This window comes from Streptomyces sp. NPDC002032 (assembly GCF_042890765.1).
Classification (GTDB): Bacteria; Actinomycetota; Actinomycetes; order Streptomycetales; family Streptomycetaceae; genus Streptomyces.
In genome coordinates, this window is sequence record NZ_JBIASM010000001.1 from 990,858 (window position 1) to 1,003,936 (window position 13,079).

General features: G+C 73.2%; 14 protein-coding genes and 1 pseudogene. 10 read left to right on the forward strand and 5 right to left on the reverse strand.

Annotation, left to right across the window (positions count from 1 at the left end):
• Nucleotides 1-40 precede the first annotated feature (40 nt).
• The 5 genes from ACFYYT_RS04065 (at nt 41) to ACFYYT_RS04085 (ending at nt 4,148) form a co-directional block, all read left to right on the forward strand.
• A complete protein-coding gene (locus ACFYYT_RS04065) occupies nt 41-964 on the forward strand; it encodes a zinc-binding alcohol dehydrogenase family protein (protein WP_388606873.1) in 924 nt (307 codons plus the stop codon).
• 438 nt (nt 965-1,402) lie between these two features.
• Entirely contained in the window at nt 1,403-2,170 is a 768-nt protein-coding gene (locus ACFYYT_RS04070; RefSeq protein WP_351830310.1) for an ABC transporter substrate-binding protein, read from the forward strand.
• Nucleotides 2,167-2,967 carry an amino acid ABC transporter permease gene (locus tag ACFYYT_RS04075; protein WP_385316532.1) on the forward strand — a complete coding sequence of 267 codons (801 nt, stop codon included), beginning with the start codon at nt 2,167-2,169 and terminating at the stop codon, nt 2,965-2,967. The genes ACFYYT_RS04070 and ACFYYT_RS04075 overlap by 4 nt, the downstream gene beginning before the upstream one ends.
• A 7-nt stretch (nt 2,968-2,974) precedes the next feature.
• Nucleotides 2,975-3,826 carry an amino acid ABC transporter ATP-binding protein gene (locus ACFYYT_RS04080; RefSeq protein ID WP_351830290.1) on the forward strand — a complete coding sequence of 284 codons (852 nt, stop codon included), beginning with the start codon at nt 2,975-2,977 and terminating at the stop codon, nt 3,824-3,826.
• 127 nt (nt 3,827-3,953) lie between these two features.
• On the forward strand, nt 3,954-4,148 hold the full coding sequence (locus tag ACFYYT_RS04085; protein ID WP_351830287.1) for a hypothetical protein: 195 nt from the start codon (nt 3,954-3,956) through the stop codon (nt 4,146-4,148).
• 3 nt (nt 4,149-4,151) lie between these two features.
• Here the strand turns inward: ACFYYT_RS04085 and ACFYYT_RS04090 are convergent, their stop codons facing one another.
• A complete protein-coding gene (locus tag ACFYYT_RS04090; RefSeq protein WP_351830284.1) occupies nt 4,152-4,610 on the reverse strand; it encodes an SRPBCC family protein in 459 nt (152 codons plus the stop codon).
• A 239-nt stretch (nt 4,611-4,849) separates the two neighbouring features.
• On the opposite strand from ACFYYT_RS04090, the gene ACFYYT_RS04095 reads away from it, so the two are divergent.
• Together ACFYYT_RS04095 and glpK are read left to right on the forward strand one after the other, a co-directional pair.
• Complete coding sequence (locus tag ACFYYT_RS04095) at nt 4,850-5,695, forward strand: MIP/aquaporin family protein (RefSeq protein ID WP_351830281.1); 846 nt, start codon at nt 4,850-4,852, stop codon at nt 5,693-5,695.
• A gap of 122 nt (nt 5,696-5,817) precedes the next feature.
• Entirely contained in the window at nt 5,818-7,335 is a 1,518-nt protein-coding gene (gene glpK, locus ACFYYT_RS04100; RefSeq protein ID WP_351830278.1) for a glycerol kinase GlpK, read from the forward strand.
• 118 nt (nt 7,336-7,453) lie between these two features.
• On the opposite strand, the gene ACFYYT_RS04105 is transcribed toward glpK, so the two are convergent.
• The gene (locus ACFYYT_RS04105) at nt 7,454-8,701 is read right to left on the reverse strand and encodes an MFS transporter (RefSeq protein ID WP_388606874.1); all 1,248 of its coding nucleotides are present in this window, start codon (nt 8,699-8,701) and stop codon (nt 7,454-7,456) included.
• A 56-nt stretch (nt 8,702-8,757) separates the two neighbouring features.
• Here ACFYYT_RS04105 and ACFYYT_RS04110 point away from each other — a divergent pair, with 56 nt between their 5' ends.
• Nucleotides 8,758-9,738, forward strand: a complete 981-nt coding sequence (locus tag ACFYYT_RS04110; RefSeq protein ID WP_351830275.1) for a helix-turn-helix domain-containing protein — start codon at nt 8,758-8,760, stop codon at nt 9,736-9,738.
• A gap of 29 nt (nt 9,739-9,767) precedes the next feature.
• Here the strand turns inward: ACFYYT_RS04110 and ACFYYT_RS04115 are convergent, their stop codons facing one another.
• Entirely contained in the window at nt 9,768-10,214 is a 447-nt protein-coding gene (locus ACFYYT_RS04115) for a MarR family transcriptional regulator (RefSeq protein ID WP_351830272.1), read from the reverse strand.
• 102 nt (nt 10,215-10,316) lie between these two features.
• Between ACFYYT_RS04115 and ACFYYT_RS04120 the strand changes: the two genes are divergently transcribed.
• Nucleotides 10,317-10,712, forward strand: coding sequence for a nuclear transport factor 2 family protein (locus ACFYYT_RS04120; protein WP_351830269.1), 396 nt, complete (start codon nt 10,317-10,319; stop codon nt 10,710-10,712).
• Nucleotides 10,713-10,726: 14 nt separating this feature from the next.
• On the opposite strand, the gene ACFYYT_RS04125 is transcribed toward ACFYYT_RS04120, so the two are convergent.
• Nucleotides 10,727-11,527 (reverse strand): polysaccharide deacetylase family protein, encoded by an 801-nt coding sequence (locus tag ACFYYT_RS04125; RefSeq protein WP_351830267.1) that lies wholly within the window; start codon nt 11,525-11,527, stop codon nt 10,727-10,729.
• A gap of 161 nt (nt 11,528-11,688) precedes the next feature.
• Nucleotides 11,689-12,101: pseudogene (locus tag ACFYYT_RS04130) on the reverse strand (DUF2809 domain-containing protein).
• Between the two features lie 86 nt (nt 12,102-12,187).
• Between ACFYYT_RS04130 and ACFYYT_RS04135 the strand changes: the two are divergent.
• Nucleotides 12,188-12,988: a helix-turn-helix transcriptional regulator gene (locus ACFYYT_RS04135; protein ID WP_351830264.1), complete on the forward strand. Its 801-nt coding sequence runs from the start codon at nt 12,188-12,190 to the stop codon at nt 12,986-12,988.
• The last annotated feature ends 91 nt before the right edge of the window (nt 12,989-13,079 follow it).

The following is a 13,079-nucleotide window of genomic DNA, read 5'->3' on the forward strand; positions in this document are numbered from 1 at the left end:
ATCCCAACGATAATCTGGTCCGGGAGGTCCTGTGCTGCGCATGCGTCACGACATCGGCGGAGCCGGTGGAGGCCCCGGCGTGCTGGTCGCCGAGCACGTCGACCGGCCCGTCGCCGGTCCCGGCGAGGTGGTCGTCCGCAGCGAGGCGATCGGCGTGACCCTGCCCACCGTGCGCAAGGTGCGGGAGGGCGGCGGCTCCGTCGCCTTCGGCGGCGAGGTCGCCGGAGCGGTCGTCGCGACGGGCGCGGGGGTGACCGGCTTCGCCGTGGGCGACCGCGTCACCGGACTGTGCTTCGCCGACGCCTACGCCGAGTACGCGGCCCTGAACACCGCGATGGCCTCGCACGTCCCGGCCGGCGCGAGCGCGGTCGACGCGGTCGCGCTGGTCCGCAGCGGACTCGTGGCCCGCGGCGCATACGAGGCCGCCCGCGTCGAGCCCGGCGAGTCCGTCCTGATCACCGCCGCGGCCGGTGGGGTCGGCACCCTCGCCGTCCAGTACGCCAGGGCGGCGGGAGCCGGCCGCGTCGTCGCCGCCGTCAGCAGCGCGGCGAAGGCCGGCTTCGTGCGCGGGCTGGGCGCCGACCGGGTCGTCCTGTACGAGGACGCCGACTGGGGAGCCCCCTACGACGTCATCCTCGACGGCGTCGGCGGCGAGCTGCTCGCCCCCGCCGTCCGCGCCCTCGCGACCGGCGGCCGCATCGTGGCCTTCAGCTCGGGCGGCGGCACCGTGGAGGCGTACGAACTCCTCGTGCGCGGAGCATCGATGATCGGCTTTCAGATGCGGGCCATCGCCACCGGCAAGCCGGAGTTGTACGACCGTTGGCGGCGCGAGCTCTGGCAGCTGCACGCCGCCGGCACCCTGCGCCCCGCCGTCCACGAGCTGATCCCCCTGGCCGAAGCGGCCCGCGCGCACGCCGCGATCGAGGACCGCCGCAATCTCGGCAAGGTGGTCCTGGTCCCCTGACCGCGGCCGCGGCCCTCGCCGCGCTCCCGTCGTCCACGGCCGCAGACCCGGGCCTCAGGGACGACGCGACGGGCCCCGCCTCCCCGTCCGCCGCGCCCGGTGCGACGGCCTCCGCCGGATCCGGCACCCCCGGTCCGACCACCCCGGCCCCGGGCCGCCGCCCGGGGGAGGGGCCGGGGCCGATCGGGTGACCGGGCACAACAGGCCAGGCCCGGCCGGGGAAGGGCGATGTCCGGCCACGTCTGCGCCGCGTCCCGCACGCTGCGCCGCCACGGGCCGCCGGGGGCTTACGATCCCGACGGACGGTCGCGCTCTCGACCGCCCCCCACCCCGCATCCGTGGAGGTCAACCGTGTTCCGGACGGCCGCAGGACACCGCAGCCAGCGCAGCAGCTCCCGTATCCGTGCCACGGCCGGCCTCGCCGCCGCCACCGCGGGCATGTTCCTCGCCGCGGGCTGCTCCTCCGGCGGCAGCGGGCCGGGAGAGGCGGCGGGCGGCGTCCCCGTCGTGGAGAAGGGCAAGCTGACCACCTGCACCCATCTGCCCTACCCGCCGTTCCAGTTCGAACAGAACGGCAAGGTCGTCGGCTTCGACGTGGCACTGATCGACCTGGTCGCCAAGAACCTCAAGGTCGAACAGAAGATCCTCGACACGCCGTTCGAGAACTTCAAGACCGGCGCCTTCCTGAACTCCGGCCAGTGCGACCTCGCCGCCGCCGGCATGACCATCACCGACGAGCGCAAGAAGAACGTGGACTTCTCCGTCCCCTACTTCGACGCGACCCAGGCCCTCCTCGCCACCAAGAAGAGCGGGATCACCTCGCTCGCCGACCTCAAGGCCAAGGGCAAGAAGCTCGGCGCGCAGGCCGAGACCACCGGCGAGAGCTACGCCAAGGCCCAGGGCTTCAACCCGGTGGCCTTCGAGAGCTCCGACGCGGTGCTGAACGGGCTGCGCACCGGCCAGGTGGACGCGGTCGTCATTGACTACCCCGTCGTCCAGGGCTGGCTCAAGGACAAGACGAACGCGGCGGAGTTCGTCGTCGCCCAGAACATCGACACCGGCGAGAAGTACGGCTTCTCCGTCAAGAAGGGGAACACCGCCCTCCTCGCCGCGATCGACAAGGCCATCACCACCGCCAAGGCCGACGGCACTTACAAGAAGCTGTACGAGCAGTGGATCGGCCCGCTGCCCCAGGCCACGTCGTGACCTCACGGCTGACGCGGCGTCAACGGCGCCGCGTCTGGCAGGGCGTCCAGTACGCGGTCTTCGTGGCCGTACTGGTCCTGGTCGGCGTGCTCGCCGACTGGGACCGGCTGCGGAACCAGTTCGCCCAGACCGACCTGGCCGTCCGGCTCTTCCCGGAGATCATCACCACCGCCCTGCGCAACACGGTGGTGTACACCTTCTCCGGATTCCTCTTCGGCCTCGTCCTCGGACTGGTCGTCGCCATGATGAGGCTGTCCTCGGTCGCCCCCTACCGCTGGGTCGCGAGCGTGTACATCGAGCTGTTCCGGGGTCTGCCCGCCCTGCTGATCTTCATCTTCGTCGGCGTCGCGGTACCGCTCGCCTTCCCCGGCACCGAGATCCCCGGCGGGATCTACGGCAAGGTCGCGCTCGGTCTCGGACTGGTGGCGGCCGCGTACATGGCGGAGACGATCCGGGCCGGCATCCAGGCGGTGCCCAAGGGGCAGATGGAGGCGGCCCGTTCGCTGGGCTTCTCGCACGGCCGCGCCATGGCCTCGGTGATCATCCCGCAGGCGTTCCGGATCGTGATCCCCCCGCTCACCAACGAACTGGTCCTGCTGTTCAAGGACTCCTCGCTCGTGCTCTTCCTCGGCGTCACGCTGGAGGAGCGGGAGCTGACGAAATTCGGCCGGGACCTCGCCAGCGAGACCGCCAACTCCACCCCGATCCTCGTCGCGGGCCTGTGCTACCTCCTGGTGACCGTGCCGCTGAGCTTCGTGGTGCGCCGCCTGGAGGCCCGCGCGGACAAGGCCACGTGAGGACGACATGTCACAGAAGACGGGAAGCGCGCACGCCGCGGCCACCACGGACGCGGACCGCCCCGAGATCGAGATCCGCGCACTGCACAAGTCCTTCGGCGACAACCACGTCCTGCGCGGCATCGACCTGGAGGTCGCCCGCGGCGAGGTGGTGTGCGTCATCGGTCCCTCCGGCTCCGGCAAGTCGACGCTGCTGCGCTGCGTGAACCTGCTGGAGGAACCGAGCGGCGGGCGGGTCTTCGTCGGCGGTACGGAGCTCACCGACCCCGACGTCGACATCGACGCGGTCCGCCGCCGCATCGGCATGGTCTTCCAGCAGTTCAACCTGTTCCCGCACGTCAGCGTCACCGCCAACCTCACGCTGCCGCAGCGCCGGGTCCTGGGCCGGGACAAGGAGCGGGCCGCCGCCGTGGCCCGGGAGAACCTGGAGCGGGTCGGTCTCGCCGACAAGGCGGACGCCTTCCCCGCCCAGCTCTCCGGCGGTCAGCAGCAGCGCGTGGCCATCGCCCGGGCCCTGTCCATGGGGCCGGAGGTGATGCTGTTCGACGAGCCGACCTCGGCGCTCGACCCGGAACTCGTGGGCGAGGTCCTGTCGGTGATGCGGCTGCTGGCGCACGAGGGCATGACCATGATGGTCGTCACCCACGAGATGAGCTTCGCCCGCGAGGTCGCGGACCGCGTGGTGTTCATGGACGGCGGGGTGATCGTCGAGCAGGGGCCCGCGGCGCAGGTCATCACCCGCCCGGCGCACGCGCGGACCCGGGACTTCCTCGACCGCGTCCTCGACCCGGCGGCCGCCGACCCCCCGGCCGCCGACCCCCCGGCCGCGGGCCCTCCGGCGGCCGGCCCTCCCGCGTGAGGGTTCTCGCATGGTGTGACGAGCTGCCATTGGGTGCGTTCGAGTGGGACCGGACCTCCGGCGCAACCGGAAGCGGAGAGTGAGCAGTCACCACGTTCGGTAGTGATCCGACCCCTTGGGAGGCACGATGAGCACGCAGCCCTCGTACGCACTGTCGTCCCGGACGCCGCGCTGGGCGCTCGACCCCTACCGGTTCCCCGGCCTGGCGGACCTGGACACCGCCGAGGCGGAATCCGCCACCGAGGCCCCGATCGCCGCCTTCGGCAGCCCAGGGGAGGCGGGCGAGCGGGTGGGCAGGACCGTCGCCCCGCTCGGGCGCTGAGCGTCAATCCCCGAGCAGCCGGGCCAGGTTGGCGAGCGCGGTGCGCGTGCCCGCCTCGTTGTCGGCGGCGGGCACGGCGTCCGGCACGCCCTCGTGGGTGACGGTGACGTCCGTGCCGCCGCCGTCCGCGTCGGTGAGATCGGTGGTCATCGTCATCCGGCCGCGCAGGGCGGGATCCGCTGTCTCGAACTCCAGGGACTCCACCACCCGCTCGTCCGGGACGAGCCGCACGAAGTGCCCGTGATAGGTGTCGGTGTGCGCCGCCGACTTGCCGTGGCCGTCCGGCGCCTCGTAGGTGAGGGAAACGCGGAACCGGCCCCCTTCCCGGGGGTCGAACGCGTGCACCCGGCCGGTCATCCCCGAGGGGACCCGCCAGCGCGCGAGCGCGTCCCCGTCCAGCAGGGCTCGGTACACGGCTGCGCGCGGCGCCCCGATGTGCCGGGTGACCCGCGTGGTGTACATGCGGCCAGCGTAGAGGTGCCCGTACGGCATCGGCGTCGAAGAGTTAAGATCGCAGTAAAAGGGTATGTATGCCGCGTATGCGGAGATTTGTCCGCCATATCCCCTTCGGCGCGCCCCGGCGCTCCGAGTACGGCGGACAGTCACGTTCCGCGTGAACGACCGATCGCCGGGCCCCGCGGCAGGCGGCGGCACCGACGGGCCGATGACAGCCGGTCTCGCCGGCAGGAAGCAGGCTCTTCATGGCTGATCGTCTCAAGGCATCGGGGCTGGTGAGCGAGCTATCCGCGGAATTCGCCGGCACGATGATCCTGATCCTCTTCGGCTGTGGCGTGGTGGCCCAAGTGGTCGCGGGCGGCGGACTCACCGATCCGCCCGGCGGTCTCGGCAACCACGACAGCATCGCCTGGGCATGGGGGCTGGGCGTCACCCTGGGCGTCTACGTCGCCGCACGGCTCAGCGGCGCCCACCTCAACCCGGCGGTGACCGTCGCGCTGGCGGCCTTCAAGGGTTTCCCCTGGAGCAAGGTGGCCCCCTACGCGCTGGCACAGACGGCCGGCGCCTTCGTCGCCGCCCTCATCGTGCGCTGGAACTACACCGAGGCCCTCGCCAAGGTCGACCCCACGCACACCATCAAGACACAGGGCGTCTTCTCGACGCTGCCCGCCAACGGCAATCCGAACCTGCCCGTCACCGAATGGGGCGCGCTGCGCGACCAGGTCATCGGCACGGCCATCCTGCTGCTGCTGATCTTCGCGATCACGGACCTGCTGAACACCCCGCCGGGCGCCAACCTGGGCCCGTTCATCGTCGGCCTCGTCGTCGTCGCCATCGGCATGGCCTGGGGCACCAACGCGGGATACGCGATCAACCCGGCCCGTGACTTCGGACCGCGGCTCGCCAGCTTCCTCACCGGCTACGGCGGGGCGTGGCGCGATCAGTACGGGAACTTCTACTTCTGGGTGCCGATCATCGGCCCGCTGATCGGAGGCCTGCTCGGAGCGGGTCTGTACAAGTGCTTCATCGGCCGGTTCCTGCCGACCGCAGAGCCCGAGCCCCCGGGGCGCATCCCGGCCCCCGAGGCCTGATCGCGCTCCCGGAACCCCGCGATCCAGGACCCCGTCCGTGCCCGGGGCGGTGACCCACCGTCCCGGGTGCGACCGGGGCTCTCCCACAGCAAGGGCTCTCCCACACGAGAGGCGGCACCATCATGGCGGACTTCGTCGGCGCAGTGGACCAAGGCACCACGAGCACCCGGTTCATGATCTTCGATCATGCGGGCAACGAGGTCGCGAAGCACCAGCTGGAACACGCGCAGATCCTGCCCAAGCCGGGCTGGGTCGAGCACGACCCGGTGGAGATATGGGAGCGCACCAACTCGGTGATCCAGAACGCGCTCCGGCACGGCAACCTCTCCCCGGCCGACCTGGCGGCCATCGGCATCACCAACCAGCGCGAGACGACCGTCGTATGGGACCGCCGCAACGGCCGCCCGTACTACAACGCCATCGTCTGGCAGGACACCCGCACCGACTCCATCGCCGCCGCGCTCGAACGCTCGGGCCAGGGTGACGTCATCCGCCGCAAGGCCGGGCTGCCGCCGGCCACCTACTTCTCCGGCGGCAAGATCCAGTGGATCCTGGAGAACGTGGACGGGGCCCGCGAGGCCGCCGAACAGGGCCACGCCGTCTTCGGCAACACCGACTGCTGGGTGCTGTGGAACCTCACCGGAGGGCCCGACGGCGGCATCCACGCCACCGACGTCACCAACGCCAGCCGCACCATGCTGATGGACCTGGAGACCCTCGACTGGGACGACGAGCTGCTCGGCTTCTTCGGGATCCCGCGCTCGATGCTCCCCGCCATCCACCCCTCCTCACACGCGAGCGCCTACGGCGTCACCCGCACCTCCCGCCCGCTGCGGGCCGCGATCCCCATCGCGGGCGTCCTCGGTGACCAGCAGGCCGCCACCGTCGGGCAGGTCTGTTACGAGCCCGGCGAGGCGAAGAACACGTACGGCACGGGCAACTTCCTGGTGCTCAACACCGGCACCGAACTGGTCCGCTCCCAGCACGGCCTGCTGACCACGGTGGCCTACCAGTTCGGGGACGAACCGGCCGTCTACGCCCTGGAGGGATCCATCGCGGTCACCGGCTCGGCCGTGCAGTGGCTGCGCGACCAACTGAAGATCATCACCGATGCGGCGGAGACCGAACGCCTGGCCCGCACCGTCGAGGACAGCGGCGGCATGTACTTCGTGCCCGCCTTCTCGGGCCTGTTCGCGCCCTACTGGCGGTCCGACGCCCGCGGCGCCATCGTCGGCCTCGCCCGCTTCCACGACAACGGACACCTGGCGCGCGCCACCCTGGAAGCCATCTGCTACCAGAGCCGGGACGTCGTGGAGGCCATGGAACAGGACTCCGGGGTCCACCTCGACGTGCTCAAGGTCGACGGCGGCGTGACGGCCAACGACCTGTGCATGCAGATCCAGGCCGACGTCCTCGGCGTCCCCGTCAGCCGCCCGGTGGTCGCCGAGACCACCGCGCTCGGCGCCGCGTACGCCGCCGGGCTGGCCACCGGATTCTGGCGGGACACGACCGAACTGCGCACCCACTGGCAGGAGTCCAAGCGGTGGGAGCCGCAGTGGTCGGAGGAACGGCGGGCGGAGGGTTACGCCGGCTGGAAGAAGGCGGTCGAACGGACCCTGGACTGGGCGACCGTCGAATAGCCCGGACGGCCGGACGGGCCGAACGGGGTGAGCGGCGTCGGCCGCGGCCGCCCGGCGGGAAACCGTACCGCCGCGCGGCCGCGGGACCGGCGCCGCCCCCCGCCCGGCGGGGCCCGCTTCACCCCCGGCGCGTCCCGGACGCCGCCGCCCTCGACTGCCCGACCAGCGCGACCAGGGCCAGGCCCGCGACCAGCACGCACACGCCCGGCCAGCCGGCGCGGCCGTAGATCCGCACCCCGGCCCACGAGCCCGCGCTGCCGCCCAGGTACACGCAGGTCATGTACGCGGTGTTGAGCCGGCCGAGGGCGTCGGGTCGCAGCGCGAAGACCCGGGCCTTGTGCGCCACCATGCCGGCCTGCATCGCCACGTCCAGCAGCAGCGTGCCGGCCACCAGGGCCGTCATGCCCCGGGCGCCGCCCCCGGTGGCGAAGGCGAGCACCGCGGCCGAGACGAGGGCGCCGAGTACGCAGACCAGCCCGACGGCGTCCGGCCCCCTGCGGTCGACCAGGCGCCCGGCGTACGGAGTGCAGAACATGGTCACCGCACCCACCAGCGCGAGCGTCCCGACCGCCTGCGCGCCCAGCCCGTACGCGGGGCCGGTGAGCAGCAGGGCCAGACAGGTCCAGACGGCTGAGAAACCGGCGAAGACGCCCGCCTGGCACAGGCACGAGCGGCGCAGGTCCGGCTCGGTGCGCAGCAGCCGCAGCGAACCGGCCAGCAGCGCCGGGTACGAGCGGCGCGAGGGCGGGACGGTCACCGGCAGGACGCGCGCCAGGACGGCGGCGAGCAGCAGGACCACGACGGCCGCCACCAGGTAGGGGGCGCGCCAGCCGAACCGTTCGCCGAGCGTGCCGCTGAACGTACGGGCCAGCAGCATGCCGCCGATACAGCCGCTGAGCAGGGTGCCCGTCACCGCCCCCCGGCGGTCGGCGGCCACCATCCCGGCCGCGAGGGGACCGATGACCTGCGCCGCCACGGTCGCGAGGCCCACCAGCGCGCTGGCCGCCACCAGCGGCGCCAGGCCGGGAGCGCAGCCCGCGCCGAGGAGCCCGAGACCGGTCACGACGAGCAGGGTGACCAGCAGGGGCCGGTACGGGATCCGGTCGGCGAGCGGTACCAGCAGGAACATCCCGGCGGTGTAGCCGACCTGGGTGGCGGTCACCACGAGGGCGGCGGAACCGGGCGGCTCGTGCAGGGCGGCGGCGATGAGCGGGCTGATCGCCTGCGGGAAGTAGATGGTGCCGACGCCGACGGCGCCGGTGAAGGACAGGAGCAGCAGCATGTGCGACCCCAAGGCCCCTTCCGTGGAGGCGGGAGAGGCGGGGGAGGCGGGCGCGGCGGGTGCCGTGTCGTTCGTCGCTGTCATGCCCGGAAGTTGACGCCACCCGTGCCACGCGGCCAATGGATGTAGCGTATGGCTCAATGATCAGCTTCGGACTGGGTGTGGAGGACCTGGCGGACACGAGGTTCGCCGTGTCCCCCCTGCACGAAACCGTGCTCAGCCTCCGGGTGCTGCGCGACCCGGGGCTGTCCGCCCTGCACCTGCCGTGGCGCCGGACGGTCCTCGGCGCGCTCGGCGGACTCGACACGGCCCTGCTGATGTCACTGGTCGCGGCGCGGCGCACCCTGCCCGACTTCCTGACCCCGCGTCCCACGGTCTTCGAGCCCGCCTTCGACGACGAACTGGCCGTCGCCGCGAGGACGCCCGCCGCCCTCGTCCGCCGCGACCTGCTCGCCACGCACGCGCCCGATCCGGTGCCCGGGCCGCTGCGCGCCGCGGCCACCGCGGACGACGGGCCGGTCCTCGCCCTGCGCGACGCGGTCTGCGCGCTCCTGCGGCAGTACTGGGAGGTGGCCGTCGAGCCGATGTGGCCGCGCATGAGGCTGCTGCTGGAGGCCGACATGACCTACCGGGCCCGGCAACTCGCCGTCGGGGGAGCCCGCCTGCTCTTCGCCGACATGCATCCGAACCTCCGGTGGCACGAAGGGGTCCTGCGCATCGGCCAGATGATCGGCCGGCACCACGTCGAGGCGGCCGGCCGGGGGCTGTTGCTCGTCCCGTCCGTGTTCGCGCACAAGCCCGCGCCGCCGCTCAGCGCCGAGGAGGCGCCGATGCTGGCCTACCCGAGCCGCGGGGTCGCGACGCTGTGGACCCCGGAGCCCGTCGCGGACCCGTCGGCCCTGGTCTCCCTGCTCGGCGCCTCCAGGGCCAGGCTGCTCGGCCTGCTCGACACCCCGCTGCCCACCGTCGAACTCGCCCGCCGGCTGCGGGTCACCCCCAGCGCCGTCTCGCAGCACCTGCGCGTCCTGCACGCGACGGGCCTGGTCACCAGGGCCCGCGACGGCCGCCACGTGCTGTACCGGCGCAGCCACCTGGGCGACGGGCTGACGGGCCACCGGTAGGCACGTCTGCGGGCCCCGCGCGCCCGGGGTCAGGCGAACGGGCCGTCCGTGACGAAGCGCCGGAGCCGGCGGGCGAAGGCCTCGGCCTCGCCGGGCGGCCACGAGGAGAGGGAGGCCTCGATGTGGTCGGACAGGCGGCCGCGCAGCAGTTCCACCGTGGCCGCGCCCTCCGGGGTGAGGGTGAGCAGCGTCGCGCGCCGGTCCTCGGGGTCCGGAGTGCGCCGTACGAGCCCCGCGGCCTCCAGCCGGGTGGCGCGCCGGGTGACGCCCGAGCGGTCGAGCCCCACCTCGGAGGCCAGCTCGGCGGCGCTGCGCGGGCCGGTCCTGGCCAGCCCGCTGAGGATCGGGTACGTCACCTCGTCCACGGCCTCCCCGACGCCCTCCGTCAGCGTCCGGTAGAGCTCCTGGCGGGTGCCGCGCCGGAGCAGCAGGCCCAGCGCGTCGGCGATCTCGTGCCCCACGTCGTTCTTGTCCACCCCAAAAGATTAGCGTGCGCTGCGCACGGATGTGCGGTACGGTCTTCGAAGAGCGTGCGTCGCGCACGCACTTCTGTTTCGGTCAGCCGAAAGGACCACGCCATGAACCGCCGCACCGGAATCGCCGCAGCCCTCACCGATCTGCTCCTGAGCCCCGGACTCGACCTCCACGAGGCCGCCGACCGGCACTTCGCCCCGGACTACCGCCAGCGCACCGACGGCCGCTGGGACGACCGCGACGCGTTCCTCACGCACATCGCCCACCTCCGCGAGGTCGTCGCGTCGGGCGCGGTGGAGGTCCACGACGAGCTGTACGACGGCCTGCGCTACGCCGACCGCCACACGGTCCACGTCACGAAGCGGGACGGGTCCTCCGTGAGCATGGAGGTCTACCTGTTCGGGGAGTTCGCGCCCGACGGCCGGTTCCGCCGCATAGAGGAGACGACCCTCATGCTCGCGGGCTCCGAAGCGGACCGGAACCTCGGCAGCGCCCGCTGAGCCGCGCGGCGCCGCTACGGGGCGGTGCGGGCCGGGAAGGTGAAGGAGTACCCCTGCTTCGTCAGCCAGGGCAGGTACTCCTTGAGCGCGGCGACGGTCTCGCTGCGGTCCCCGCCGCCGTCGTGGAACAGGACGGTCGGCTGCGCCGGAAGCTTGCCCTCCACGGTGGCGACGATGGCCGGCAGGCCGGGCCTGCTCCAGTCCTTGGGGTCCACGCTCCAGCCCAGGGGCCGCATCCCGCTCGCGGTGGCGATGGCCCGGCTGTCGGGGGTGAAGGCGCCGCCCGGCGCGCGGTAGTAGTTCACGGCGACGCCCGGAACGGCCTTCTCGATCATGGCCTGGCCGTCGAGTATCTGCCGGCGCTGGTAGTCGACCGGCTTGTGGTCCATGGTCACGTCGTGGTCGACGGAGTGGTCGCACAGCTGGTGCCCGTCGGCGGCGACCGCACGCACCAGGTCCGGGTACTTCCGCGCGTTCGTCCCGATCATGCAGAAGGTGGCCTTGACGTGGTTCTGCCGGAGCACCTCCAGGACCTGCGGGGTCCAGCGGGGGTCCGGACCGTCGTCGATGGTGATGGCGACGTCGCGCCCCGGGCCCTGGGCCAGCCGGGAGATGCTCCGCGGGATCGCGGGGGAGCCCTGCGCGGAGCGGGGGTGGTCCGTGGCCGGGGGCCGGCCGGCGGTCCCGGCCGCGCCGTCGGCGACGTCGGAGGCGGCGAGGGCGGGGGTGCCGGCTGCCGCCAGGAGGCCGAGGACGGCCGCCGCGACGGTGGATCCCGCCCGTCGACGACGTGCGGAACTGCTGGTGATGCCCATGGACGCGCTCTTCCTTTGCGCTCGGCCCCCGGATCTCGCGTTGCCGTTCCAGGCTAGGTCATGCCTGCGGACGACTCCCTCGGCCGAACGGCCCATCCGGGGCCGCCGCGCCCCGCCCGCGCGCCCCTGCCACGGGCGGTTCCGTCCGCCAGTGGCGTTGGTCACAGGCGACGGCGGCGCAGGGCGGTGTGCAGGAGAGCGCCCGCCGCCGCGCCGGCCGCGTACCAGAACAGGTCGGGGCGTTGAAGGGGGAACCGAGGACCAGCCGGGCGGCCGTGCCGTGCGCGCCGAGTGCGGCCGGTACCGGGGCGAGCTGGAAGAACTCGACGGCCCAGCTGCCGGCCAGCGCCGTCGCCGCGGCCCGCCGGGGAGAGCGGCGGGGCGCGGCCAGGACGACGAGGGCGAGGACCAGGACGGTGTACGGCGCGTCGCCGCCGTACTTCGCCACGTCCCCCGCCGCCACCGCCCGCAGCCCCAGCCCCGCGCCGACGGTCACCACCGCGGCCCCGGCCGCCGCGAGCCGGATCCGTACGGGGCCGGGGGGCGCGGCGGGGCCGCAGCGCGCGGTGATCAGGTCCACGGGCCCATCCTGCCGGACGCCTCCCGGGCTCCGGCCCGCCCGGGCCCGCCGCCTGCCCGCACCCGCCCTACCCTGCTCGGGTGACCAGCAACGCTCTCGGAGACTTCCTGCGCGCCCACCGCTCCCGCCTGCGGCCCGAGGACGTGGGCCTCGCCTCGTACGGCCGCCGCCGCGTGACGGGACTGCGCCGGGAGGAGGTCGCCGTGCTGGCCGGCATGAACGGCGACTATTACGCCCGGCTGGAACAGGGCCGCGAGCGCGGCCCCTCGACGCAGGTCCTCGAAGCGATCGGCGCCGCCCTGCGCATGGACGGGCCCGCGCGCGCCCACCTCCACCGCCTCGCGGACACCCCGCCGGCGGCCGACCGCACCGGGCCGCAGGAGTCCGTGGCGCCCGAACTGCGCCAACTGCTCGACGGATACGCCGGCACCCCGGCCTTCGTACTGAACCCGGCGACCGACCTGCTCGCCGCCAACGCCCTGGCCGGGGCGCTGTTCTCCCCGTTCGCGCGGCCGGACAACCTCGCCCGCATGACCTTCCTGGACCCGGCGGCCCGCACCTTCTTCACGCACTGGGACAGCGCGGCCGAAGCCGTGGTGGCGGCCCTTCGGGAAGCCACCGGACTCCACCCGCGCTACCCGCGCCTGCTCGCCCTGCTGTCCTCGCTCACCGCCGGGAGCGGGGAGTTCGCCGCGCTCTGGTCCGCGCACACCGTCTACGGAAAGACCCGCGCGGCCAAGGAGTTCACGCACCCCGACGCCGGACCGCTCTCGCTCACCTACCAGTCCTTCGACGTCCGCGGCGCGGCCGGCCAGCAGCTCGTGGTCTACCAGGCCGCACCCGGCAGCCCCGCCGCCCGCGCACTGTCCCGGCTCGCCTAGGGCGTGTCCGCAATGTCATTTCGGCAGCCAGAGTTGTAGGCAGGCGAGGGTGACGAGGGCGTTGTAGTGGCGGGCTCGTTTGTCGTAGCGG

Bases quoted from the DNA above. Each gene is read 5' to 3' on its own strand.
- ACFYYT_RS04065 (WP_388606873.1), top strand. From the start codon at position 41: ATGCGTCACGACATCGGCGGAGCCGGTGGAGGCCCCGGCGTGCTGGTC.
- ACFYYT_RS04070 (WP_351830310.1), top strand. From the start codon at position 1,403: ATGTTCCTCGCCGCGGGCTGCTCCTCCGGCGGCAGCGGGCCGGGAGAG.
- ACFYYT_RS04080 (WP_351830290.1), top strand. From the start codon at position 2,975: ATGTCACAGAAGACGGGAAGCGCGCACGCCGCGGCCACCACGGACGCG.
- ACFYYT_RS04085 (WP_351830287.1), top strand. From the start codon at position 3,954: ATGAGCACGCAGCCCTCGTACGCACTGTCGTCCCGGACGCCGCGCTGG.
- ACFYYT_RS04090 (WP_351830284.1), bottom strand. From the start codon at position 4,610: ATGTACACCACGCGGGTCACCCGGCACATCGGGGCGCCGCGCGCAGCC.
- ACFYYT_RS04095 (WP_351830281.1), top strand. From the start codon at position 4,850: ATGGCTGATCGTCTCAAGGCATCGGGGCTGGTGAGCGAGCTATCCGCG.
- glpK (WP_351830278.1), top strand. From the start codon at position 5,818: ATGGCGGACTTCGTCGGCGCAGTGGACCAAGGCACCACGAGCACCCGG.
- ACFYYT_RS04105 (WP_388606874.1), bottom strand. From the start codon at position 8,701: ATGACAGCGACGAACGACACGGCACCCGCCGCGCCCGCCTCCCCCGCC.
- ACFYYT_RS04110 (WP_351830275.1), top strand. From the start codon at position 8,758: ATGATCAGCTTCGGACTGGGTGTGGAGGACCTGGCGGACACGAGGTTC.
- ACFYYT_RS04120 (WP_351830269.1), top strand. From the start codon at position 10,317: ATGAACCGCCGCACCGGAATCGCCGCAGCCCTCACCGATCTGCTCCTG.
- ACFYYT_RS04125 (WP_351830267.1), bottom strand. From the start codon at position 11,527: ATGGGCATCACCAGCAGTTCCGCACGTCGTCGACGGGCGGGATCCACC.